Origin of the sequence: Solwaraspora sp. WMMA2065 (genome assembly GCF_030345075.1) — a bacterium.
Classification (GTDB): Bacteria; Actinomycetota; Actinomycetes; order Mycobacteriales; family Micromonosporaceae; genus Micromonospora_E.
In genome coordinates this window covers 4,548,392-4,571,623 of the sequence record NZ_CP128361.1, presented here as the reverse complement: position 1 = coordinate 4,571,623, position 23,232 = coordinate 4,548,392, and the positions used below count along the sequence as shown (strand labels likewise).

The following is a 23,232-nucleotide window of genomic DNA, read 5'->3' as shown; positions in this document are numbered from 1 at the left end:
ATGCTTCCTGACCAAATACTCGACAGCGTCGGCCAGCTCGGAGATCGTCCGACGTCCGTCAAGCTCCGACCACGACGGACAGCCGGCGGGAGACTGTCGAGGGCTGGTACCGGCGTACATCTTGCAGCCAGCGCACGTCCCGCTCGATGTCGACCCGCGTCGCGGCGAGCGGGACCAGGTCTTGGTTGGTGCACCAGCGGAGGAAGACACACGGGTCGGACTCGGTATGGACGCGCGTCTGCCCACGGTAGCGGTCTAGGAAGGCAGACGCTTCGGGCTTCATGGACGGCAACCGGCCGAGGCCGCAGGCACGGTATCGACGGCCGGATGAGAACCGCTGCCGTCGAGTCAGCTCGCCTGTTGCAGGGGCTCGACGGCGGCCAGTTTCCGTATGAGCTGGGCCAGGGCCTGCATCTTCGTAGCGACCTCGCCCAGGGTGATGGCTGCCGGCAGTTGTGCGCGAAGTCCGAACATGCAGGTATTTGACATCTTGGCCTGTGCGTCGCCGAAACCGGTGCCGAGGTAGGGAGGTGCGCCGGCAGCGACGAGGCTTTGGTGACCGGCGCGGTCGTGGGAGGCCTTCGGTTGGGCGGGGTTGGTCACCCAGTCCAGCGGTGCCTGGCGCATGAGCGGCCACATTCTCAGCAGGTAGTCCCAGTCGAAGCCGGCGGAAGTCTTAACGCTGTGCTGGAGTAGGCAGACTCTGATCGATGGCCCGCGGGGTTGGCGTTGCCCCGGGCCGGCGTGCTTAGACCGCATCTCATTTGGGGTTGTCGCTGGTCAACAGGTTGAGACGGGCTGCTCGGCGGTAGCAGATGACAGCGCAGGCGAGCTGTACGAATCCGAGGAAGTGGGAAGCCTTGCGTTCGTAGCGGCGGGCGAGGCGCCGGAACCGGGTGATCCACTCCAGACAGCGTTCGACAACGTAGCGGTGGCGGCCGAGCCGTCTCGAGGACTCGATGCCCTTGCGGGCGATGCGTGCCCTGATGCCCCGTCGGGCGAGGGTGTCCCGGCAGTGGCGGTAGTCGTAGCCCTTGTCCGCGTGCGGCTTCACGGGCCGTCGGCGAGGCCGGCCGACCGGCTGACGCACCGGTGTGATGGCGTCGACCATCTCCTCGAGGAACTGTTGGTCGTTGACGTTCGCGGCGGAGATGTCGGCGTGCAGCGGGATACCGTTGCGGTCGCTGACCGCGTGGATCTTGGAGCCTGGCTTGCCTCGGTCCACTGGGCTGGGTCCGGTCAGGTCCCCCCTTTTACCGCCCGTACGTGCATGGCGTCGATGCTGGCCCGTGACCAGTCCACGCGGCCGGCGGCGCCGAGTACGTCGAGGGTCGCCTGGTGGAACGCGGCCATGACTCCCTGAGCGACCCACTCGGTGAACCGGCGGTGCGCGGTCTTCGACGAGATCGGGAACGACTCCGGTAGTTCGTCCCAGGCGCAGCCGGAGTCCAGGACGTACAGGATCGCCGCCAGCGCGGTCCGGTCGTCGATGCGTCGCCGGCCGCCGCCCTGATGGCGTTTCGGATGCTCGGGCAGCAACGGCTGCGCGAGGTGCCACAACGAGTCCGGGCAGTACTTCTCCACATCACCCATACCGACCCAACGAATCACCCAGCGCTACAGCAACCCCAAATGAGATGCGGTCTTAGGAAACTCTCGGACCGGCAGGTATTCCTCGACTTCCGCGATGACCCGGTAGCCGGGGGCCTTCGCGTCGGCGTACAGGCGGGTGACCCAGCTGGTCCCGGCGGCGGAGGAGACCAGATCGTGCCGCACCGGTGGGGGCGGCGCGATCTGTCCGTACACCCAGGACATCCGCGCGCGCATGGCGATGACGAAGTCTTCGCCGTCGACCAGGTCGTCCCACACGGTGGAGGCGTTAACCTTGGGCAGTGACCGGTCCAGGTGCTCCAGCCAGGCTGCGGCGCAGGTGGCGACCCATTCGTTCTGGCTGGATCGATACTTGTCCAGCAGGGTCTCCCAGCTGACGCCTTGCCAGCGGCGATCGGCGGCAAGGTCGATCATCAGACGCTGCGGGAACACCACCAGATAGGCGCCGGCATCTGGGACGGCGCGCGCGTACCCGTCGAGCTGCTGAGGGCCGAGTCCAGCGAGGACCTTGATCTCGATGACGGCCAGGCGCCGGCCGTCCGCGTTCACGATGATGTCGGGGCGGTTCGACGGATCGACCGCAGCTTCCCGTTCAACATCGACCTTGGCGACCGGTCCAGCGTCGAGCATGTCGACCAGCGGTAGGGGATCGGAAGAGACCAGTACGGCCAACATGTCCGACCACCGGACTTCCGAACCGAACGGTAACGCGAACTTGATCACCGGCAGGTTCATGCAGTCACCTTTGCCCGGCAGCCGGCTTGCGTCAAGCGCGAAGACGCGCTTGCGGCCGAGGCGGGTCTTGAGCGTCTCAGCTCGGAATCTCACTCACGCGCTGATGGCGCTCACGGCGTGCCCCGTGAGACTTTCATCGATTGCCGGTTGACTACCCTCTGTCACCGCGACTCGACGGCCGGCGTGTGCATCATGCGGCAGATCCGTACGCTTGATCTCGATTCACGCCGGGATCTACCGGTAAGCCTCGCGTGGCCGCTCGCGTCGGCGCACGTCAGGGGGCGAATCGACTTGGTACGGTCTGGCAGTGGAGCGGGCGGTCTTCTGGCACATCGTCGAAGGTGCCCGCGCTGAGGCAGGCAGTGACACCGAACGTGTCGCCCAGGCGCTCCTCCGTCGCCTTCACACGTTGACTCCGAACGAGATTGAACAGTTTGAGGCACGCTGGTTCCAGGCACAGGACGAGCTCTACCAGTGGCCGATCCGGGACGCCGCGACGCTGCTGCTAGGTACCTTCGACGATGACGACTTCCTCGCCGTGCAGGACTGGATCATGTCGCACGGGCGGCGAACCATGCAGCGCGTCCAGGACGACCCTGACAGCCTTGTCGAGTTGGCTCCCGACCGGCGCAACGCCCGGATCGACTGGTTCTGCGGCCTCCCACTCGAGGCACACATCGCGGCGACCGGGGCTCCCTTCGGTATCGATGGGCCTTCCGGACCCGACGAACTCGTCGGAACTCCGGCCGAGCTGACCGACGAGACCAGTACCCGGCGGCGGTTTCCCAGGCTCACGACCTACCTCGACAAGAACCCGTGGATCGACCGTCCGTGGGAACGCGCCACCAGCTGACCCCAGTGCGCACGCTGCGGCAGATGCGTGCGTCTGTCGCCAAAGGGGAATGCGTGGTCGTGCGCGCTGCGACTGGGCCGGGGGGTCTCTCTGGGCTCAACCGTCATCGCGTTCCTGCTTCGCCATCGGTTGCCTCGTCGAGTTGCTGGCGCAACTTGGTGGCCTCCTCGTTGCGGCCAAGACCGTCGAGTACGTCCGCCAGGGTTCGATAGGCCGAAAAACAGCTGTCCGGCGAACATCTGCGGCAGCTGGCTTACGAGCGGCTCGTAGAGGCTGATCGCCTCGGTGATCGATTCCAGTGCCTTGGCGTAGTTGGCCTTCACGTTCACACACACTGACTCGTACGCCCACAGCGGGCACCGTGTCCCCTGGATAGCCCGTCCCAGACGGCGCGCACGGCACTCATCGGGCCAACAACGTCAGCGACCTACGGGCACACCCTCCCAGCATATAGATAGGCGTCTGTAAATTTAAGTATCCTCGACGCCATCCGCGCCAGCGGTGACATCCGCGACGATCAGGAAGGGCTGATGACCTGACCAGCCGGCGGTACGCCCGACCGGCGGCACGAATGACGATCTGCGGGCAGTGGCCTACTCGACCGCCGCTTCAAGACCCAGGAGGGGGTCGAGGACGGCCGGAGAGGTCCACGCGCCCCGTGTACCAGAGAAGCACCTGGACCGGATCTCCGGGAGCGTGGGGGAAACAGCCTGGTGAGCACGGCGCTGCAGAGTGATCTTGGCGGGTGCCAGCGGATGCCAAGCCCCTCCGGTGATGTCATGAGTGTGCACCAGCGCTTCGTGCACGCCCAGCGCCGCGAAGCCCGCGGTCAGGTGCGCTGTTCTCAGCAGATCGGTACGCAGTCCCCTGCTCGCCGACAGTTGGGCCCTCTACCTGGCGTCGAAGCGTTGCGGGTTGGTGACGGTGTCGGGGCCGTGGTCGCTGGGGAGTTGGTGTAGGTGGCGGCGGTGGTCGGGGTCGGAGGTGAGTGTCCAGATCCGGCCGGCGGGGTCGGGGCTGTGGACGGCGGTGGCGATCGGGGTGGCGGTGTGTAGTCCGGTGAGGACGTTGAGGAGGCTGGTTTCGCGGCGTCGGCTGGGTACCCAGAACAGGACGGGGTAGCGGGGTCCGAAGGTGGTGAGGCGTTCGTAGCCGCGGAGTTTGGCCACGACGCGGGCCAGGTTCTCGGTGTCGTTGTCGTGCTCGAGCCAGAAGCCGGTGGAGGTGTCTGCGGTTGTCCAGATGCCGTGTCCGTCGGGGCGGATGCCGGCCTGGGCGTAGACGGTGGTGGCGTGTTGTTCGGACCACCAGCGCGCGAGGTGGGTGTGGGTGTCGCGGCGGGCGGTGGCGATCAGGTCGGTGAAGAACTGGTTGACGCCGAGTAGGTGGTTGAGTTGGCCGCTTGCGGCGATCCGTTTGGCGCGTTCGAGGGAGCTGCGGGGTGGTTTGCGGTTGGTGTCTGTCGGGTCGTGGTAGGTGGTGGGGTGTAGTTGCAGGCCGACGGGGCCGAGGGTGTAGAGCAGGGATCCGTACCGGCCGGTGTGGTGGCTGCGGCCGAAGCGGTGGAGTACGTCGAGGCGGTGCAGGATGGTGAGCCGGCGTTGGGCGGTGCGGCGGCTGTGGAAGAACGCGGTGGTGATCTGGTCGGTGGACAGCAGGTAGTGCTCGGCGAGCAGGGCGAGTAGGGCGTGGTCGCGGGGGACGATACGGCCGTAGACGGCGAGCGGATCGGGTTTGCTGGAGGCGGAGGGAACACGGGAGTACACGGGTTGCTCCTGGGCAGGAAGGGGTTCCCTCCCGATCGGGAGGGGTGTCTGGCTGGGGCGGGGGCGGTGCGGAGGGGCTGTCAGGGGCGTGTGCGGCACTGACGGCGCAGGTCAGCACTGTGCGGCTGGTGTCCGGCGGTCACTGGTGACGGGCCGGGTGACGGGCCGGTGCGCGGCCCGGGTGACGTCACGGGGCTGACAGCCTTTTCAGGCGTGGTCGCTTTTCGGGCGGGTTCGCCGGTCGGCGGGTTTGCGGCTGAGTCGTTCGACGAGGTCGTCGATGGCGCTGGTGTCCTGGGCGGGTACCCGGGTGGCGGCTGCCTGTCGGATGGCGGTGGCTTCGCCGACCGGCGGTCGTGGTGGGCGGGTGCGCATGGTGAACGCGGGGGTGTGGCGGCCGTTGACGACGAGTCGGGCGGCGGCGGTGTAGGCGTCGAGGTGGGCGAGGTCGTGTTCGCCCAGTTCGGGCATGGTGTGCCGGGACAGGATCTTCGCGTCCTCGGGGGCGACGGTGAAGTAGATCTTGTTGCGGGCGTTGGCGGAGGCGGCGGCGAGCAGGTCGCGGGGGAACTGGGCGAGGTCCTGGTGGGCCAGAGTCAACGAGAGACGGTATTTGCGTGCTTCGGCGAGCATCGTGTCCAACGAGTTCGCCAAGGTCAGGAAGTTCTGCGCTTCGTCGATGATCAGGGTGGCGTCGCGGCGCCGGTCCGGTTCGATCGCGGCGCGGGCGGTGGCGGCCTGCCACACCTGCGCGAGAACGAGGGAGCCGAGCAGCCGGCTGGTGTCCTCGCCGAGCGTGCCCTTGGGAATTCGGACCAGCAGAACCCCGCCGTCGAGGACCGTGCCGATGTCGAAGCTCGACTTCGGGTATCGCATGGTGCGTTTGACGAAGTCGCGGAGCAGGAAGGCGCGGAGGCGGGCGAGGACCGGTCCGATGACCTGTGAGCGGAGGCTGTCGTTGAGGCTGTCGTACCACTGCCAGAAGCCGCTCAGCCCGGCCGGGTCGTCGAGGTCGACGGTCATCGCGGACCGGAACTGGGGGCTGTTGAGCAGTGGTGGGATGTGCTGCAGGGTGACGTTGTTGTGCCGCAGCAGGGTGAGACAGGCGACCCGCATGACGTCGTCCATCCTCGGGCCCCACGCCTTGGCGAAGATGTTCCCGAAGATCGATACCAGGTTGTCGACGACGAGGTCGGGGTCGTCTCCTTCGAGGGGGTTCAGCGTCGGAGGGTTGGGCTGGTCGGGGTCGAACAGGACGACGCGGTCGGCGACGGTGGCGGGGATGCGGTCGAGGATGTCGAGGACGAGGTCGCCGTGCGGGTCGATGACGATGGTGCCCCGGCCGGCTTTGATGTCGTCGAGGGCCATGTTGACCAGCAGGGTGGTCTTGCCGGAGCCGGTGGAGCCGATGACGTGGGTGTGGTATCTCGCGTCGGGGACCGACAGGCCGACGCGGTGGCCGCCGATCTCGGCGTCGCCGAGGATCTTCACCCCCCGTCCGCCGCCGGGGACGGCGACCGGTGCCGGGACGGCTGCGGCCCGGGCCCGGTCCAGGCCGGGTACGGCCAGGTCCCGGGGTAGGGCGGCGAGGGCGGCGAGTTCCGGGGTGGAGGTGAGGAACCCGGGGCCGAGGCGGCGGGCGGCGAGGACGACCACCGGCGTGGGCATCCGGGTCCGGTGGGTGAGCCGGTTGCGGCCGGTGTGGACGGCGTACGCGGAGGCGAGGGTGTCGGCGATGCCGCGTAGCCGGCCAAGTGGGTTGGCGGCGGGGCGGCGGCTGGTGGTGGCGACGGCGTACCGGATTGCGGTCTGCCACAGCGGGTGTGCGGTTTTGTCGAGGATCGCCCGGACGTCGCGGTCGATGGTGGGGTCCCGTCGGGCGGTCGGCACCGCGGTGCGGCCACTGCCACCGCCGCCGGGGAGGAACGTGTCGAGTAGCCACAGCAGCGGGGCGGCGGGGTTGAGCGCGGGTACGGCGGTTTTTCCGGCGCGTAGCCGTCCGGCGGCGCGGCGGGCCCGTGCCGCCCGCTGGGGTGTGGCGGGGCGGGCGAGGATCTGCACGCAGGCGTACTCGCCGGGTTTGAGCTGGGCGCCGGCGGACATCAGTGGGCGCAGTGGGTCGGTGTCGTGGTCGGTGGCCAGTGGTAGCCATTCCGCGTGCACCGGCAGCAGGTGTCCCCCGGTGGCGGGTCGCGCGTCGAGGGGGATCGGTGGTGGCGGATCGTCGTCGGTGGTGGTGGCCGAGTTGGGCCATGCGGCTCGTACTGCCGCTTCGACCGCGCCGGGCGGGACGGTGCCGGGTACCCAGATGGAGATGAGCAGTTGCCGGCCGGACCAGGTGTACTGCCACACGACGTGCGGGGTGCCGTGGAGCAGGCGGCGTCGCCGTGACGGGGTCAGCACGCCGGCCATGTTCGCCCACAACGCGGCTGCGTGGTGCGGGTCGACCTCGGGTGGCGGCGCGATCGTGATCAGCCGCGCGCCGTCGGCGTGGTGGCGGTGCCGCCAAACCTCCGTCAGGTTGCGGCCGGCGGCCCAGATGGCCAGCAGCGCGGCGGCGACGCCGGCGAGCCACGGCCGCTGTGCGGCCCAGCCGGCGGCGTCGACCAGGGCCGTGGTGGGTCCGGTGGGCGGCGCGATGACACCGAAGCCGGGCCCGAACGTGGGGTCGGGCGCCGGTGGCGGCGTGGTGGCGGGTGCCGCTGGGAGGGCGGCGGTGGGTGGTGTCACAGGGTGTCCTCCTCGTCGGGGTCGGCCAGTTCGGTCGGGTCGGTGGTCGCGAGGGCGTGTTCGGTGTCGCTGGAGACGGCGTCGAACGCGGTCCGGTTGGTGCCGCTGATGAGCAGGCCGTGGCCGCGGTGGGCGGACAGCAGCAGCCGTCGTTCGCCCGCGGTGAGGCCGAACGCGTCGCCGACGGCGTCGATGGCCTGTGGGGCCTGGCGGAGCAGTACCTGGGTGGCGGCGTTGGCGACGACGGCTTGGCCGAGGTCGGTGCCGAGGAGGTCGGCGGCGTCCTGGGTGATGACGGTCAGCCCGGCGTGGCGTTTGCGGGCTGCTTTCGACATGCGGAACAGGAACCGGGCGCCTTCGCCGTCGCGCATCAGCAGCCATGCCTCGTCGACCACCACGAGCCGCCGTGCCGGGTGTTTCGGGGTGTCGACGGCGCGCCAGATCGAGTCGAGGGCGAGCAGGGTGCCGACGGTGCGTAGTTCGTCGGGCAGGTGCCGCAGTGACCAGACGACGAGGTGCCCGTCCGGGGTGTGGGTGGTGGGTCCGTCGAACAGGTCGGCGAAGCTGCCGTGTACCCAGGGGGCGAGTCGGGCGGCCAGGTTGGTGGCGGCGGGGTCGGCGTCGGCGTGGAGTGTCTGTGTGAGGTCGCGTAGCAGCGGCGCGGGCCGGTGGTGGGTGGCCGGGTCGGCGGTGATGCCGGCCTGTCGGTAGACGGCGATGATGGCCCGGTCGAGGGCGGCCCGTTCGGCGGGTGGCGGCTGGTGGCCGACGAGGACCGAGATGAGAGTGTGGAGGAACAGTCCCCGGCGGGTCAGGGTGTCGGGGCGGTGGTCACCGGCGGGCAGGTCCAGGGGGTTGATCTTGACGCCGGGCCGGCCGAGCCGGACGGTGCTGCCGCCGACGGCGTCGGCGAGGCGCGGGTACTCGTCCTCGGGGTCGACGACGGCGACCTGGACGCCCTGGTAGAGGCTGCGCAGGATTTCCAGTTTGACGAAGTACGACTTCCCGGCGCCGGAGCGGGCCAGGATGATCGAGTTGTGGTTCTCCTGGGTCCACCGGTCCCACCAGACGATGCCGGCGCTGGCGGGGTTGACGCCGTAGAGGACACCGCCGGTGGTGGCCGGTGCGCCGGGCAGCGGGGCGGGAAGGTCGGGGCTGGACAGGGGGAACGCGGCGGCCAGCGCGGCGGTGTCCATGGTGCGTGGCATCCGCAGCCCGTCGTAGGCCAGGGGCAGGGTGGTGGTCCAGCCGGCGAGATGCCGCCAGGTCGCGGGTTGTACGTCGATGAGGGTGGACGCGGCGGCCGCGCGGACCTGGGCGCAGGCGGTGGCGAGTTCGGTTTCGCTACGGGCGTGGACGGTGAGGTACAGGCCGACGCGGAACAGTTTCGCGGCGCCGCGGGCGAGCCGGTCGGCGAGGTCGGCGGCGGCTGCCGCGGCGGCGTCGGTGTAGGGGTCGGCGAGTTTGCCGCGGTCGGCGTCGACCCGTCGGGACGATTCGAAACGGGCCTGCTGGGTGCGCAGCCGGGCGGCGGCGACCGGCGCGGGCAGCGGTTCGATGTGCAGGGCGAGGTCGAGCCGGCCGGGCCAGGACAGCAGCGGTTCCAGCCAGGCGGGGCCGACCTCGGCCGGGTAGCCGGTCACCGCCAGGGTGGCGGTGTAGCCGTCGCCGACGCGCAGCCAGCGGGGTGTGACCTCGACGGCGGCGGGGGCGACCGTCGACGCCACCGCGGCCGCGCCGGTGGGGCCGCCGTCCGTGCGGCGGCGGTTGCGGATGATCGTCATGATGTCCTCGGGTTGCGGCTGGCGGGTGTGGGGGCGGTGGTGATCACGGTGTCGGGCGCGGCCAGCCCGCCGGGCCGGGGCGGCCGGTAGGGGTCCGCGGCGGCGGTGAGGGCGGCGGTGACGGCCGCGCCGTCCAGGACGCGGGGGGTCACCCCGAGGCCGGACAACGCGCGGACGGTGTCGTCGGCGCGGCGCCGCGCGGCGTGGGGGCCGGCTTCCGCGCCGGCGGTGCGGTTGACGACCAGGATCTGACGGCGCAGCGGGTCGCGGCGGACGGCGAGGTCGGCGAGGAACGCGGCGTGGTCGGCGCACGCCGCCGTCAGCCGCGGGTGTGGCTGGGTGTGCGCGGCGGCGGCGAGGGCCCGGCTGTGGGAGGCGAGGTCGACCGGCTGGGCGGACACGACGATCTGGACGGGGGCGGAGAGGCTGTTGAGCCACCGCCCCCAGCCGTCGATCAACGCCGCCTGCTCGCCGGGGGTGCGCAGCGCCAGATTGACGGTGGCGGTGCCGACGATCGTCGCCCGGGCGCCGCCGAGGCTGATCTGCCCGTCGTCGTCGATGGCGTCGGCGGGCAGCCGCAGCGGCGCCGGTAGCGGCAGCCGCCGGGACCGGGGGACGTCGACCCAGTCCGGGACGGCGCCGTCGCCGGTGGATGCGGTGGACAGCGACCGGGGGGCGCGGGTGTGGCGGACCGCGTGCGCCAGCCACACGTCCAGCGGCAGGCCGTCGCGGCGGCCGAGCGCCACCCCGGCGGCGAGCCCGCCGATCAGCACCCCGGCGGCGACGAGGACGGGGGCCGCGACGGTGTCGTGCAGCGCCTGCCACAGGCAGTAGAAGATCAACGCGGCGGCGGCGACGATCGCCAGTTGGTGGAACGTCAGCCCGTAGGCGACCTTGTCGGGGGCGTCGACGTCGGCGGGCATCCGCGCCGTGACGGTCGGCTCGTCGGGATCGGGTCGGGTCATCGGATACTCCTTCGGAGGGTGTTCAGGCCGGGAACGGCGCGGGCGAGCTGCTGGACCACGACGACCGCGCCGAGGGTGGTCATGCCGCGTCGGCTCTGGCCGGCCCAGCGGGCCATCAGCCCGGGGATCTTGACGGTGGTCCACAGCAGCACCACCACGACGAGCAGGTTGACGGTGCCGCCCGGGTCGACCGGCACGGGCAGCGCCGCCGCCGGGTCGAGCAGGATCTGCTCGCCCGCGGTGAGCAGGAACGCCTGCGCGACGGGGATCGTCAGGCAGCCGGTGTAGGAACGCCACCACAGGCGGGCCACCGGGTCGGTCTGCGGCAGGGCGTGGCAGGCCAGGGCCAGCGGCGCGACGGCGGTCATCACCATCAGCGCCACGAACCGGCCGATCATCTGGACTGCGGCCGCCGCGGCCAGCACGGCGATGACCGCGGCCAGGATCAGGAACAGCAGCGGAACGGTGTGGTTCGCGGCGGCGGCGGTGAGGTGGGTGTGGATCGCGGTGAGCGCCCCGTCGCCGTCGTAGGCGCCGTCGCTGACCGCCCCGGTCACCGCGTTACCGAGGTCGATCAGCTGGGCGCAGACGAGCTGGGAGAAGTGCGCGGCGGTGAACCCGACGACCAGCCGGGGCAGCAGGTCCTTGACCGTGTACCGGGACTGTTCGCCGCCGCCGCCGGCGGCCATGATCAGGACACCGGCGGCGACGAACGCCATCAGGAAGACCGAGTCGACGATCCACACCGACCGGCCGGTGAGGGCCCGCACCTGCGGCATCGCGGTGACCTGCGGTGTGGTCAGCAGCACCCCGGTGATGACGTCGAAGACCGCGACGACGCAGGCCAGGACCGCCTCGGTCAACCACGCGATCATCGCGTCGAAGACGGGACCTGTCAGCAACACCGCGCTCAGCCCCCGACGACGCCTCGGACGACCTGCAGCAGGACCGGGGCGAGCACCGCCAGGCCGTAACCGAGCAACGCGTTGCGGAAGGCGAACTTGGCCCGCTCGACCTGCGACGGGTCACCGCCCGCGGTGGCCCAGTACACGCCGGCCAGGACCAGGAACAGGGTGGCGACCGCGGCGAGGATCCCCATGATCCAGTTCCTCAGGTTGGCGATCACCACCGGCAGCGAGTTCGCCGCCAGCAGGACGGCGCCGCCCGCGTCGGCGTGGGCGGCGGCGGGAACGGCGAGAGCGAGACCGACAGCGGCCAGCGGCACGGCCACGCGCAGCGCGCGGCGGCGGAACAGTCGGGCTCGTGGAATGTGATGTGGGTTGCGGGACATCGTGGTCACCTCCCGCCACGCCCCCACAACAAGGGGGGCGTGGCGACTCGACAGCGGTCGGGACAGGACCGCCGCCGGGCGCGGATGAACGGAGCAGGCGAACCGTGGGCCCCGGGGAGGAGCTCGTCCTCCCTCACGGGGTGGGTCACGGTCATCGATGTGGTGTCAGCGCATCGGTGGCGCGGCACCCGAGGCACACGGGATCGCGTCCGCTCCGCTCACAACTGCCCGGCGGCGGGCGGGACCGGCGGCCGGTAACGGCCCAAGTGGTCCCACACCCCCGAACCGGCCGCTGTGAGCCCCGGCGAACACCCGCCGCGCTCGCAGGCCCCTCACACCGACGACCGCAGGCTGCCAAGGCCGGTGCCACACGGCCCCCGGCCGACCCGTTCCGACCCGACCCGCCTGGACACCCCGCCACGAGGGTCCGGCCTCGTCCGAACACGGAAGACGGCCGCGCCCGACGCGACATCGCATCGGACGCGGCCGTCACACCGCCGGCAGACGAGGAATCAGGCGGCCGCCTCGGCGGTGCCGCGCCGCCCGACCGGGCCACGACCGGGCCGGCGTCGACCACGACGACGCAGCCGAGCCATCGTCTCCGGCGACGCCACCCCGCTCAGCAGCCCGTCCGCCAACGCCTCGGCGAGGCGCCCGTCGATCCGCGTCAGCCGCATCCGCAGCGCGTCCACGCTGACCCCCATCCCGGCCGCGATCGGCTCGACCGCCCGGCGGCCGAGCCGCACATCGATGTAGGCCTGCTCGTCCCGGGCGTCGACGACGCCGAGGATCACCGCCCGCCGTACCAGCAGGTCCGGATGCCCGTAGGGCACCCGCGGCGCCCGCGGACCCGGAACCACCTGGTCGATGTCCTCCACCGGCACGTACCCGCGTTGCCGCAACCGCAGATCCCGCCCCGCCCGCCACGCCGCCCTGACCAGGCCCGCGTACGGCGCCGGCCCGGCCACGTCCACCCGGTCGCGCACCGCGGCCAGGAACCCGGTCAGGATCTCCGCGTCCACATCCGCCGGATCCCCGTCGTAGCCCCGGCACAGCGCGGCGGCGTACCGCCGCAACGCCGGCAACGCCATCCCGACCGCACCCACCACCCAGTGCGGCCCGTCGAGCCGGGCCCGACGGACCACCTCCCGCCACACCTCATCCCGCGCCGTGTAGGCACGCGGGCGCCGCAACAGCCAGTCCCGCACCTCGGACAGCGGCATCACCCGCCCCGGCAGACCCGTGTCAGCGGCGAACGCCGCGCAGTCGAGAACCAGCGGCGGATCCGGCTCACACGTCAACGCCGCGAACGCGGCCCCCGCCGCGTCAAGAGCCGACGTCGGCCAACCCGTGTCGGACACACTCATGTCAACACCCCCCTGACAGAAACGGAACCTGGTGCCGTCCGCCGGGTCACGCCGCGGCGAACGGCGCCACCGATTCCGCCACAACGGGCTCACACACCACTGACAGCGCCGCCCCGGCCACCGCCCGGACAGCCGTCCCCGGCCACCCCCACATCCACGGCCCAGGCGGCGGCGCCGCACTGTCACCCGAGGCCTGACCTGCCCTGTGACACGCTGACAGAAACACCGACCACGGCCCGCTGCCACCCCGCCGCGGTCCGCGACCCGCGTCACGCGCCAACCCCGGTCGTCCACGCCCTGTGACACGACGACCCGCTCACAGTCCTCTGTCACCCCGCCGCTGTCAGCGGCCGCCCCGCCGGTGACAGCAGCCGGTCCTCTGCCACCCGCTGACACGACCCCCGCTGACAGAACCAGCACCGCCCTGACAGCAGCTCACCCCTGCCGGAAAAGCCTGGTCCACCGCACACGCCCCGACCCGCTGACAACGCCCGCCCACCCCCGCCCGTCGCCGGGCACAGCAGGCAGGGCCGCCCCGGCATCCGCGGCAACGCCGGCCGCGACCCAGGGCCGACCGGCCGGACCGCCGCAGCACGTCCCCGGAGAGCCGCGACACCCCGGGCACGGGCCACGGCACGACCGACGCCGACGACCGAGACAATCTGGTCGACGCCTGTGAGCGCCTGTGAGCGCGGCGGATGTTCGCCACAGCCCACACGCGCCGGTTCGGGGGATGTCAGCGCATCACGGCGCGGCGCGGAGCCGACACCACATGAGCGAGCACTCCACGCCGCAGCCCGCCCACCCGGGCGGCAACCCGAACGTCCCTCCGATCGATGTGGTCGCCGGTGACCCGCCGGTGCCGATCACCGTCTGGCGCACCGCCCGCAGCGGCGACGACCAGAACACGACCATCACCCGCCGGCTGGCGTACCGGCTCGTCGCCGCCTACAGCCGGCCCGGCGACGCCGTCGTCGACCTCACCGACACCCACGCGCTGACCACGGCCTGCCGGCGTGGTGGACGCCCGCACCTGCCGGCCCGGTTCACGGGGCCGGCGAGGCTGACCGTCGGCCCACCGACACCACCACCGGCTCCGCCATCCGATCACCGGCCGGACCCGGGCGGTCCTGACCTGGACGGGTCCGGTGAGGAGGGGGTGTGGTTCGGCGACGACCTCACCGACCCCGCCCCGCTACCCGGCGACGACCCGACCACCCCGCCAGGCGACGATAACCCGCAACCGCGTACGAGTCTCGTCGTCGCCACCTGGCCCCTGCACACCCGCGACGACACCGCGAACCTGGCCCGGCTGGGCGGACTGCTCACCGCCTGCGGCCGACTGCTGCGCCCCGGCGGCTGCCTGGTCCTCGTCGCCGGCGCCCCCGCCGGCGTCACCGCCGCCCCCGCCGGCGTCACCGCCGCCCCGCAGGACTTCACCCCCGTCGTCGACGCCGCCACCAGCGCGGGGCTCGGCTACCTGCAGCACATCGTCGCGGTCGCCGCCGACACCGACGGCGACCGGTTCACCTACCACGCCACCGACGAGGAACTGCTGTCCCTGGCCCGCGCCACCGCCGGACAGGAGTTCGTCCTCCACGTCAAGGTCCACGCCGACCTGCTCGTCTTCACCACCCAGCGGGGCGGTGAGCGGCGTGCCTGAACCCACCCCCAACACCGGCGACGACGCCGGCCGGGACCCGGGGCAGGGCCAGGGTCGGGGCCAGAGGCCGGCGGTGTGGCCGCAGGGCCTGTCGGTGTGGGCGACCGCCCAGTCGACCGGCCCGGTCCAACGACGCGGCCGCTATGTGCCCCAGTCGGTCACACACCCCGCCCGGATGCTGCCCGCGATCGCCGCCCACGCCGTCCGCTCCTACACCCGACCCGGCGACCTCGTGCTCGACCCGATGTGCGGCATCGGCACCACCCTCGTCGAAGCCGTCCACCTCGGCCGGGACGCCGTCGGCGTCGAGTACGAAAGCAGGTGGAGCGACATCGCCGACGCCAACGTCGTCCACGCCCACCGACAGGGCGCGACCGGGCGGGCGTCGGTCGTGCGTGGTGACGCCACCCGCATCACCAGCCTGTTGCCGGCCGCGCTGGCCGGACAGGTGTCCCTCGTCGTGACCTCGCCGCCGTACGGGCCGACCGTGCACGGCCTGGTCCGCCCGCAGGCCGGCGCCGGCGTGCACAAGTCCGACAACACCTACAACGACGGCACCGACAAGGGCAACCTCGCCTACCGGGACCTGCCCGGCCTGGCCGACGGCTTCACCGAGATCCTCGCCGGCTGCGCCACCCTGCTCAAGCCCGGCGGGATCGTCGTGGTCACCGCCCGGCCGTGGCGCAAACGCGGCGAACTGGTCGACCTGCCGTCGGCGGTCATCGGCGCCGGCGTCGCCGCCGGGCTCGTCCCGGTCGAGCGGTGCGTGGCGCTGCTCGCCGCCGTCCGCGGCGGGCGGCTGATCGCCCGCCCGTCGTTCTTCCAACTCTCCGCCGTGCGTAAGGCCCGCCAGGCCGGGGTGCCGATGCACCTGATCGCCCACGAGGACGTCCTCGTCCTGGCCAAGCCACTAAGGTCCGGAAGTTCCCGCGAACCCAAGCACGCGCATCGGGATCCGGGGAACGGGGTGGTGGCGTGACCGCACCCACCCACCTCCACCGTTCCCCGTGGCCCGGTGGCAGCGATGTGTCCGACCGGCGACGTCCACTGCGGTCTGCCGCCGGGGAGACCGCCGTGTTCTCAGGGCTGGGCGTGGAGCAGTTCCTCGGCGATCTGCCGTACCCGGGCCAGGGTGATCCCGCTGCGTTGTTCCACGGCGAGCGGGTGCGCGGTGGGTTCGAGCTCGACCAGTGGCCGGTGTCCCACCGGCTGGGTGCGGACCCGGGTCTTCAGGTTCACCGTCGTCGGCTGGTAGATCGGGATCTCCGTGGACAGCCAGCCGAAGTAGGACGGCTCCCGTTCCCGCCCGGGCGTGGTCCATACCTCGTTCATCCGGTCGAAGTTGGCCTGGCTCAGCGACACCCAGACACCCCAGTCGAAGTCGGTGTCAGCGTCGGTGACCGGGATGACGATGCGCGCGCGGACGAAGAAGTGCTGTCCCTGGATGACGCACTGCTCGTCGGTGAGGCCGCTGTGGTCGTCGGCGGCGAGGGTGTCGCTCCAGTAGGCGGGCGCGTCGCTGCCGTAGGACAACGGCGGCCCGTCGTGGCGCTGGCCGCAGTGGCGGCACGTGTAACTCGTCGTCTGGTCGGTCACGGCGCGACGGTACCGCCTACGCGGCAGCCAGCCGCCGACACCACACGCCGGAACCGGGCCGGTACCGGCGGTGCCGGGAGGTGGGGTGGCCGTTGATCCTCCCGCCGCCGCGCGGATCGGCTCGCTGTGCACCGGCTACGGCGGCCTCGACCTGGCCGTCGAGCTGGTGCTCGGCGGCCGCCTCACCTGGTACGCCGATACCGACCGCCACGCCAGCACCGTCCTTAACCGCCACTGGCCCGACGTGCCGAACCTCGGCGACATCCGCACCATCGACTGGAGCACCGTCGCACCAGTCGACATCGTCACCGCCGGCTTCCCCTGCCAGGACATCTCCAACGCCGGCCGACGCGCCGGCATCACCGGTATCCACAGCGGCCTGTGGACAACCATCGCCGAAGCCGTTCGCGTACTACGACCACGGCTCGTCTTCGTGGAGAACGTCGCCGCCCTCCTGCGCCGAGGGCTCGACGTCGTCCACGCCGACCTGGCCGAGATCGGGTACGACACGCGCTGGCTATGCCTACGCGCGTCCGACATCGGCGCACCCCACCGCCGAGACCGCCTGTTCCTGCTGGCCACACCCACCGAACGAGGAGGCACCGACACTGCCCACCCCGTGCGCCCGTGACGGCAAAGGCCCCGGCCACCAGTACGGACTACCCGACCTGGTCGAGCCGACCGGCACCCGCCACCACCACCTCCCACCGACTCCGCACACGACACCACATGGGCCGGACGTGTCCCCGCAGGCCGGGAACGACCGACAGTCCGGCGCCGCCCCGCGGCTGCTGCCGACGCCGAGGGCCAGCGACACCGGCACCCCGGGCCGGCGGGCCGGGACCGGGTGGCGGCCACCGCTGTCACAGATACTGCTCCCCACCCCACGCGCCTCCGACGGCGCCAAGGGCAGCCCGGGGCAGCGCGGATCACGCGGCGACCTCACCCTGCCGTCGGCGGCCGTACGGGTGCCGGACCGGACCCTGCCCACCCCCCGCGCCTCCGACGCACGGGGACCGGGCCGACACGGCGACGGCGGCGCCGACCTGCGCACCACCGTCGCCGGGCTGGGCCAGCCCGACACCGACCGGTGGGGTGCCTACGCGACAGCGGTGGCCCGCTGGGAACAGCTGCTCGGCCGCCGCGTCCCCGAACCCACCCAACCCGGCCGACATGACAAACCCGTCCTGGCCCCGCCGTTCGTCGAATGGCTCATGGGCCTCAACGACGGCCACGTCACCGACCCGAGCCTCGCGATACCCCGCACCGGCGCGCTGCGGGTCCTCGGCAACGGCGTCGTCCCCCAACAAGCGGCCGCCGCGCTGCGGCTGCTGCTGTGCCCACACCGGTGGGCCGCACCCGACTCGCCAAGTCGGACTCCCTGACCACACCGCCCGAACCGGCGCCCCGGCTCCGACCAGGGCCGCGTCTCGGTGACGCCCGCTTCCCACGCCCCACCACCTCACCATGACCCAACCCACCCGCAGAGGGCCCGCCACCACCACGGTGGCGGGCCCACCACCACCCATTCGACAAAACCGTCCCCACCCGACGGCCACCGGTACCGCAGGCGTGGACCGGCCGAGCGACACCTGGGCGACGCCAAGGACTGTTCCGCCGCCGATCTGGCCTTCCAGGCCCGCGTATCCGCCCCTGACTATCCAGGCGCGCTGACCCGCTGCGGCCCGCCGGCCTCCCTCTGTGGCCGGTGGATTCCCTCCACCTCACGTCTCCCGGAAGGACCACCCCTGCCATGACCAGCTCCGACCACCACTTCGCCGACCGCCCCGGCCCGGACAGCGAGCAGCCCGACGACACCGTCTGGACTGCCGACCGTATTCGCGCCCTCGGCCCGGTCACCGACATCACCACCGCGGCGCGGATCTTCGGCCTGTCCCGCGCCGCCGCCTACGAACTCGCCAAACGCGGCCAGTTCCCGGTCGCCGTGCTGCGCTTCGGCAGCCGCTACCGGATACCGGTCGCGGCGATCCTCCACGCCCTGCACCTACCCGTCGCCGACGAGCAGCCGCCCGACCCGCCACCGGCGACTTGACCTGCTCGCCGACGCACGCGTCGATCACCCCGTACGAAATCCGCAGCCACCGGCCGCACCCCCAACCCCGAGGAGCCACGCCCACCATGGCCGAAGGATCCATCCACAAGACCTGCACCTGCCGCGACGCCGACGGTAAGAAACTCGGCAAACGGTGCCCCCACCTGCGCCGCGCCGGAGGCGCCTGGAGCTCCCACCACGGCAAGTGGGGATACCAACTCGAACTACCGAGAAGAGTCGACGGTTCCCGCCGGTCACCGCTGCGCCGCTACACCTTCGACAGCCGCGACGACGCGGTCAAGGACCGCGGCCAGGCCATCGCGTTGCTGACGCTCGCCGGCGACGACACCGCCCTCGCCACCGAGATCGCCGACCTGCTCAAAAAGGTCAAGGCCGGCGACCCGATGCCTGACCGCGACACCATCGCCAAGCGGGTCAACACCGGCCTCCCGGCCAGCGTCGACATGACCCTCGGCGAGTATCTGCGGCAGTGGCTCGAGTCCCGGCGCACCATCGAACCGAGCACCAAACGCATCTACGCCAGCCACATCGAGAACCATCTCATCCCGCACCTCGGCACCGTCCCACTGGTGAAACTGCGGGTCGAGCACATCTCCGCCATGTTCACCGCGATCACCGACCGCAACACCGCCATCGAGATCGCCCGGCAGAGCGGGGACCCGCAGATCCGCGCCACCGTCCGGGGAGCACGCACCACCGGGCCGTCGACCATGCAACGTATCCGCGCCACCCTGCGTAAGGCACTCAACGACGCGATGGCACGATCCAACAACCGGCTCATCGACTTCAACCCGGCCAAGCACGTCGAACTACCGTCGGCGAAGCAGCCCAAACCCCGGGTGTGGACGGACAGAGCCGTCGCACGGTGGCGCGAGACCGGAACAAAGCCCAGCCCGGTCATGGTGTGGACCCCGCAACAGGCCGGAGCCTTCCTCGACTACGCCCAGGACCACGACATCGCCCTCTACCCGGTATTCGTGGGCATCATGCACCGAGGCATGCGTCGCGGTGAGGCACTCGGCCTGCGGGACAGCACCGTCGACCTGGACGCCGCCCTCGTCACCGTCGACCTGCAACGCACCACCGTCGGCTACGAAGCGGTCGACAAGAAAGTCAAGTCCGAGGCGGGTAACCGCACCTTCGCCCTCGACAGCTTCACCGCCGCCGCGTGGCGCGCCTACCTCGCCCGCCGCGCCCGCTGGAAGTTGGCCAGCGGCGGCAGCTGGCCGGACACCGGATGGTTCTTCGTCCAACCCGACGGCGAGAAGTGGCACCCGGACACCGTCAGCAAACGCTTCGACAGCCTCGTCCGCGACGCCGGACTGCCCCCGGTCCGGCTGCACGACCTACGACACTGCGCCGCCACCTACCTGAAAGCCTCAGGCGCCGACCTCACCGACGTCAAGGAACTCCTCGGCCACTCCACCATCACCATCACCAGCAACATCTACACCTCCGTCATCGTCGAACTCCAGGTCGAGCGGGACAAGGCGGAGGCCGCCGCCGCGCTGGTTCCCCGCCGCCGACGCACACAGGCCGCCTGACCGACCCGAACCGCCGACACCACCTCCCAGCCTCCAACCACACCAACCCCGGACGACCCCAACCCGCGACTGAGGACACCAAGATCGCCCGACACGTCACCCGCTGTCGGCGTACAGGTCCGAGTACTGAGGTAGGTACGGCTGCAAGTGCACACCGCTTCGATCTCGACCTACGCACGGCGACTGACCCCTCGACGTGGCGACGGTCAAGGTTGGTGACGTTGCGTGAGGGTTCGCTGGGCGCTGTCGATCCCTCGACGCGCGGATCTGCCGAGAAGCGCGCACCTCGGTCCGTCGAGTCTCGGTCCGCCGCCGAGTGGAGGGCTCAGGCACGTTATTCGCGCAAATTACGTGCCTGAGCCCTCCACTCGAAGCAGCGTCGCCGATCGCGGGCGTCCGGATCTGAACCTGCCGCCACGGGCCGCTCCGGCGGTTGAAGGTGTCGGGGCGGTACAGCGAGATCCGCTCATGCCGCGAACCGATCGTCACCGTGGGTGATTGCAATGCTGGTAGGTTCGACTGCGGTGTCACTCGTTGGCGAGATCGACGATTCGTCGTAGCGCTGTGATGTGGTTGCGCAGTGCGCGGCGTCCGGTTGGAGTCAGTGATAGCCAGGTTCGGGGTCGGTGTCCGACGTGGCCCTTGCGCATGGCTAGGTATCCGGCCGTTTCGAGAGCGGTCGCCTGTTTCGACACGACTGAGTCGCTCAGCCCGCTGGCGTCGCGCGCGGCGCCGAACTCGACTTCCTGCGCGGCTGCGAGCACGGCCATGAGTGACAGTCGCGTCGTGGTGTTGATGACCGGGTCGGGGCGGGGCGGGTCGATGGTCACCACTGGCTCCGTCTGACCCGCTGGAGGTAGCTACCTTTCCCGCGCCGCAACCGCCCGCCCAGCAGCGCGAGTGTCACAGCCATGAGGACGGCGCTGAGCGTGAAGGGTAGGGGAACCGCGAGGAGGCGCAGCGCGAGACCGAGTCCCATCATGACGGCGTAGGAGGTGATCGCGACAGCGGCGATCAGCAGCCCGTTGCGCCACCCGATTTTGATCGGGAGCGGGCGGGCGCGGGCCCTTGTCACGGCGAGTGCGACGCAGGCCAGCATCGCTGATCCGGCCGCGACCATCAGCACCCCGCGCCAGCGTGACGCCGGCATGTCCCAGCTCACGCCGGTCTGTAGGACGAGGAACAGCAAGAGCGCCAGCGTCCACCAGCGCGGCAGTACCAACTCCGCACCGCGACGTAGCCGCTCGTCGGCCTTCGCGAGATCGTCGGCGGCCCGCTTCGGATCCAGCCGGGTGACACCTCCGTCGGGCCTCGTCGCGGGTCGCCGAGCCGAGCCGCGCGGTGTGCTCATTCCCGCCATCGAGTACTCCACTCATAAACGGTACTTTCCACATGGAAAGTAGACCCAACGCTAGACGTTGAAGGACAGCGATGCAAAGTCGACCCGAGCCGCATTGCGTACGGACCTCACCTGCCGCCTAGGCGTCCCGGCGGGCAGGCTCACCGCGCCCGGTCGGTGCCGAGTTCAGGGCTGCGCGCCGTGACCTCAACTGCCGCCGATGGTGCGTCACGTTGAGCGACGGCACTGGCGGTGCTCGACGTGCGGTCCTGCCGGTAAGCACCACTGTCGGATCACACCGACGTGTCATGATCAGGGTGCGATGAGCAGCCAGAAGCGTCCTGAACCGACTCTCGCCGAGGTGCGCCAGCACCATCTCGATCGTTTGAATGATGTGCTTCGTCGCCCTGGAATGTACGGCAGGGGCGAGATCGCCGAACGGCTCGTGCTGGAAGCGATGGCCGCCGTGGACGGCAGCCTGGCACGGTGGCAGACAGCGTGCGACGGTCTACGTGACCGAGACGCCGTCTCCGCGACAGGCGTCAGCGGCGCCTACCGCACCATCCTGCCCGCAGACGCCCTACGCGAGGCGACGACCTCGATCTACGCCGAGATCGCGCATCACCTCGGCTGGCTGGAACTGGACCGGGTCCTGACGATGGCAGAGTGGAACCATGCGGGCGACCTGATCTGCGATTGGGTGGCGCAGGACCGGACCCTGTCCGAGGTCATCGAGACGTTCGGACCTCCGTCGCTGTGGATCGGCGGAACCAACCCGTACTACCCGAAAACGCTTGCCTACAGCACCGCCGACCGAGATGACGACCTGGTCTGCTTCCACCTGTGGAACATGCTCGCCGACACCACGTCCGAGACCGGACAGCAGGGCGTCCATCCCGAACCGGTCGTGCTCGCCGTCCGCCACCGGCCGGGCAACTTCCCCGAATCGTTCTCCTTCACGCCGGAGGGCCTGCACCGCCGGCCGACCAGCGACCAGTACAGCCCGTGCTGATCGCGCCCATGGGCGACCCTGCCCGGCACGCATGCGGCGTCTTCAACCATGCTGACCGAAGCACTCGCCAGCCCGCCGAGCATCAGGTGACCGGGAACCGTAACCCGGCACCCCTTCGGCGGGGCCTACGACATCGCGCCTCGCCACACTCAGTTCCAGGGATCAGCATCCGGATCCTCACCGAGCATCCGCGCGGCCTCCAGATACAGGTCTCTTCCGAAGAGCTGGTTGCCTTGGGACGCGGTACCCCATGCCTGGTCGGCGGCTGCTCCGATCGCGCGCCACGTGTAGCTGTCCGCCCGCCACCGCCGGACTTGCCGCGCCATGCCCGTCGTCAGGATCAATCTCCACGCCTCCAGCACGTGCCGAACCTACGCCGAGCGGCCCTGACCTGTCCCTGCATCCGGACCTGACGCCAATCGGGCGTCGCCTTAAGTGACAGCGAGCAGCAGGGCAGGCGCGGTGGTGCCGATGTCAGTGCTCAATCGTCGTCGCTGTCGTAGATGTCGAACTCGAGCGCTGCCCCGATCTCACCGAGGCGGGAGAGGACTTCCGGTTCGAACCAGAGCATGCTTCCAGTCGGCTTGGCGGTGACGAAGCACGACCAGAAGGCTGTCGCCCCCGTGGCTTGGATCTGGCGAAGCGCAGAGACCCGCAAATGGACGAGAGGGAGTAGCGCTTCCAGATGCACGGCCGGCTCCACACCGTCCTGCAGACCACTGGCCAGCTCCCAGGTCGTGTATCGGCGTTGTCCACGATCGGGACTGCTCCCCGATACCGGGTCGCCTTTCTCGACGACTCTTGTCGGCTGCAGAGCCATCCGCTGGCTGATCTCGTCCCCAGCAAGTGCTTCGCTCTGGATGATGAATGTCAGTCGGCTCCGTGCGGTCACCCCCGATATT

23 protein-coding genes are annotated in these 23,232 nt (G+C 70.8%); 8 read left to right on the top strand and 15 right to left on the bottom strand.

All coding sequences use genetic code 11. The features are described 5' to 3' along the window. Nucleotides 1-348: 348 nt before the first annotated feature. From O7610_RS20790 to O7610_RS20780, 3 genes are all read right to left on the bottom strand, one after another. The gene (locus O7610_RS20790; protein ID WP_289211631.1) at nt 349-627 is read right to left on the bottom strand and encodes a hypothetical protein; all 279 of its coding nucleotides are present in this window, start codon (nt 625-627) and stop codon (nt 349-351) included. Nucleotides 628-760: 133 nt separating this feature from the next. Then, nucleotides 761-1,593 (bottom strand): IS5 family transposase gene (locus O7610_RS20785; RefSeq protein ID WP_289211630.1). Its coding sequence is split into 2 segments (ribosomal slippage): nt 761-1,257 and nt 1,257-1,593, totalling 834 coding nucleotides; the frame shifts between segments, so codons are not numbered across the junction. A 24-nt stretch (nt 1,594-1,617) separates the two neighbouring features. Beyond that, on the bottom strand, nt 1,618-2,346 hold the full coding sequence (locus tag O7610_RS20780; RefSeq protein WP_289211629.1) for a PDDEXK-like family protein: 729 nt from the start codon (nt 2,344-2,346) through the stop codon (nt 1,618-1,620). A gap of 307 nt (nt 2,347-2,653) precedes the next feature. On the opposite strand from O7610_RS20780, the gene O7610_RS20775 reads away from it, so the two are divergent. Then, complete coding sequence (locus tag O7610_RS20775; RefSeq protein ID WP_289211628.1) at nt 2,654-3,199, top strand: DUF4240 domain-containing protein; 546 nt, start codon at nt 2,654-2,656, stop codon at nt 3,197-3,199. 890 nt (nt 3,200-4,089) lie between these two features. On the opposite strand, the gene O7610_RS20770 is transcribed toward O7610_RS20775, so the two are convergent. The 7 genes from O7610_RS20770 to O7610_RS20740 all read right to left on the bottom strand — a co-directional run bounded on the left by O7610_RS20770 (nt 4,090) and on the right by O7610_RS20740 (nt 13,102). Beyond that, the gene (locus O7610_RS20770) at nt 4,090-4,965 is read right to left on the bottom strand and encodes a replication-relaxation family protein (RefSeq protein WP_289211627.1); all 876 of its coding nucleotides are present in this window, start codon (nt 4,963-4,965) and stop codon (nt 4,090-4,092) included. Between the two features lie 207 nt (nt 4,966-5,172). Further along, nucleotides 5,173-7,695 carry a type IV secretory system conjugative DNA transfer family protein gene (locus O7610_RS20765; protein WP_502959042.1) on the bottom strand — a complete coding sequence of 841 codons (2,523 nt, stop codon included), beginning with the start codon at nt 7,693-7,695 and terminating at the stop codon, nt 5,173-5,175. Beyond that, entirely contained in the window at nt 7,692-9,479 is a 1,788-nt protein-coding gene (locus O7610_RS20760) for a VirB4 family type IV secretion system protein (RefSeq protein WP_289211626.1), read from the bottom strand. The genes O7610_RS20765 and O7610_RS20760 overlap by 4 nt, the downstream gene beginning before the upstream one ends. Continuing rightward, nucleotides 9,476-10,444, bottom strand: a complete 969-nt coding sequence (locus O7610_RS20755; RefSeq protein ID WP_502959041.1) for a PrgI family protein — start codon at nt 10,442-10,444, stop codon at nt 9,476-9,478. Before O7610_RS20755 ends, O7610_RS20760 begins: the two co-directional genes overlap by 4 nt. After that, on the bottom strand, nt 10,441-11,319 hold the full coding sequence (locus O7610_RS20750) for a TrbL/VirB6 family protein (protein ID WP_289213653.1): 879 nt from the start codon (nt 11,317-11,319) through the stop codon (nt 10,441-10,443). Before O7610_RS20750 ends, O7610_RS20755 begins: the two co-directional genes overlap by 4 nt. 35 nt (nt 11,320-11,354) lie before the next feature. Further along, the gene (locus O7610_RS20745; protein ID WP_289211625.1) at nt 11,355-11,735 is read right to left on the bottom strand and encodes a pilin; all 381 of its coding nucleotides are present in this window, start codon (nt 11,733-11,735) and stop codon (nt 11,355-11,357) included. Nucleotides 11,736-12,247: 512 nt separating this feature from the next. Next, complete coding sequence (locus O7610_RS20740) at nt 12,248-13,102, bottom strand: hypothetical protein (protein ID WP_289211624.1); 855 nt, start codon at nt 13,100-13,102, stop codon at nt 12,248-12,250. A gap of 772 nt (nt 13,103-13,874) precedes the next feature. Here O7610_RS20740 and O7610_RS20735 point away from each other — a divergent pair. Beyond that, nucleotides 13,875-14,765, top strand: a complete 891-nt coding sequence (locus O7610_RS20735) for a hypothetical protein (protein ID WP_289211623.1) — start codon at nt 13,875-13,877, stop codon at nt 14,763-14,765. Beyond that, the gene (locus tag O7610_RS20730) at nt 14,758-15,744 is read left to right on the top strand and encodes a TRM11 family SAM-dependent methyltransferase (protein WP_289211622.1); all 987 of its coding nucleotides are present in this window, start codon (nt 14,758-14,760) and stop codon (nt 15,742-15,744) included. The genes O7610_RS20735 and O7610_RS20730 overlap by 8 nt, the downstream gene beginning before the upstream one ends. 101 nt (nt 15,745-15,845) lie before the next feature. On the opposite strand, the gene O7610_RS20725 is transcribed toward O7610_RS20730, so the two are convergent. Next, nucleotides 15,846-16,361: a DUF2199 domain-containing protein gene (locus O7610_RS20725; RefSeq protein WP_289211621.1), complete on the bottom strand. Its 516-nt coding sequence runs from the start codon at nt 16,359-16,361 to the stop codon at nt 15,846-15,848. A gap of 85 nt (nt 16,362-16,446) precedes the next feature. On the opposite strand from O7610_RS20725, the gene O7610_RS20720 reads away from it, so the two are divergent. From O7610_RS20720 to O7610_RS20705, 4 genes are all read left to right on the top strand, one after another. Next, a complete protein-coding gene (locus O7610_RS20720; protein ID WP_289211620.1) occupies nt 16,447-16,992 on the top strand; it encodes a DNA cytosine methyltransferase in 546 nt (181 codons plus the stop codon). After that, nucleotides 16,970-17,746 (top strand): hypothetical protein, encoded by a 777-nt coding sequence (locus O7610_RS20715; RefSeq protein WP_502959116.1) that lies wholly within the window; start codon nt 16,970-16,972, stop codon nt 17,744-17,746. The genes O7610_RS20720 and O7610_RS20715 overlap by 23 nt, the downstream gene beginning before the upstream one ends. A gap of 368 nt (nt 17,747-18,114) precedes the next feature. After that, nucleotides 18,115-18,414: a helix-turn-helix domain-containing protein gene (locus O7610_RS20710; protein ID WP_289211618.1), complete on the top strand. Its 300-nt coding sequence runs from the start codon at nt 18,115-18,117 to the stop codon at nt 18,412-18,414. Between the two features lie 86 nt (nt 18,415-18,500). After that, complete coding sequence (locus tag O7610_RS20705) at nt 18,501-19,979, top strand: site-specific integrase (protein ID WP_289211617.1); 1,479 nt, start codon at nt 18,501-18,503, stop codon at nt 19,977-19,979. A gap of 527 nt (nt 19,980-20,506) precedes the next feature. Here O7610_RS20705 and O7610_RS20700 read toward each other — a convergent pair. Both O7610_RS20700 and O7610_RS20695 read right to left on the bottom strand, forming a co-directional pair. Next, entirely contained in the window at nt 20,507-20,809 is a 303-nt protein-coding gene (locus O7610_RS20700; protein WP_289211616.1) for a winged helix-turn-helix domain-containing protein, read from the bottom strand. Continuing rightward, nucleotides 20,806-21,351 carry a hypothetical protein gene (locus O7610_RS20695; RefSeq protein ID WP_289211615.1) on the bottom strand — a complete coding sequence of 182 codons (546 nt, stop codon included), beginning with the start codon at nt 21,349-21,351 and terminating at the stop codon, nt 20,806-20,808. Before O7610_RS20695 ends, O7610_RS20700 begins: the two co-directional genes overlap by 4 nt. A gap of 352 nt (nt 21,352-21,703) precedes the next feature. Between O7610_RS20695 and O7610_RS20690 the strand changes: the two genes are divergently transcribed. Then, on the top strand, nt 21,704-22,330 hold the full coding sequence (locus O7610_RS20690) for a hypothetical protein (RefSeq protein ID WP_289211614.1): 627 nt from the start codon (nt 21,704-21,706) through the stop codon (nt 22,328-22,330). Nucleotides 22,331-22,479: 149 nt separating this feature from the next. Here the strand turns inward: O7610_RS20690 and O7610_RS20685 are convergent, their stop codons facing one another. Next, nucleotides 22,480-22,692 (bottom strand): hypothetical protein, encoded by a 213-nt coding sequence (locus O7610_RS20685; protein WP_289211613.1) that lies wholly within the window; start codon nt 22,690-22,692, stop codon nt 22,480-22,482. A 119-nt stretch (nt 22,693-22,811) separates the two neighbouring features. Further along, the gene (locus O7610_RS20680) at nt 22,812-23,222 is read right to left on the bottom strand and encodes a DUF4279 domain-containing protein (protein WP_289211612.1); all 411 of its coding nucleotides are present in this window, start codon (nt 23,220-23,222) and stop codon (nt 22,812-22,814) included. Nucleotides 23,223-23,232 lie beyond the last annotated feature (10 nt).

Bases quoted from the DNA above. Each gene is read 5' to 3' on its own strand.
- O7610_RS20790 (WP_289211631.1), bottom strand. From the start codon at position 627: ATGCGCCAGGCACCGCTGGACTGGGTGACCAACCCCGCCCAACCGAAG.
- O7610_RS20780 (WP_289211629.1), bottom strand. From the start codon at position 2,346: ATGAACCTGCCGGTGATCAAGTTCGCGTTACCGTTCGGTTCGGAAGTC.
- O7610_RS20760 (WP_289211626.1), bottom strand. From the start codon at position 9,479: ATGACGATCATCCGCAACCGCCGCCGCACGGACGGCGGCCCCACCGGC.
- O7610_RS20755 (WP_502959041.1), bottom strand. From the start codon at position 10,444: ATGACCCGACCCGATCCCGACGAGCCGACCGTCACGGCGCGGATGCCC.
- O7610_RS20750 (WP_289213653.1), bottom strand. From the start codon at position 11,319: ATGATCGCGTGGTTGACCGAGGCGGTCCTGGCCTGCGTCGTCGCGGTC.
- O7610_RS20745 (WP_289211625.1), bottom strand. From the start codon at position 11,735: ATGTCCCGCAACCCACATCACATTCCACGAGCCCGACTGTTCCGCCGC.
- O7610_RS20740 (WP_289211624.1), bottom strand. From the start codon at position 13,102: ATGAGTGTGTCCGACACGGGTTGGCCGACGTCGGCTCTTGACGCGGCG.
- O7610_RS20735 (WP_289211623.1), top strand. From the start codon at position 13,875: ATGAGCGAGCACTCCACGCCGCAGCCCGCCCACCCGGGCGGCAACCCG.
- O7610_RS20710 (WP_289211618.1), top strand. From the start codon at position 18,115: ATGACCAGCTCCGACCACCACTTCGCCGACCGCCCCGGCCCGGACAGC.
- O7610_RS20705 (WP_289211617.1), top strand. From the start codon at position 18,501: ATGGCCGAAGGATCCATCCACAAGACCTGCACCTGCCGCGACGCCGAC.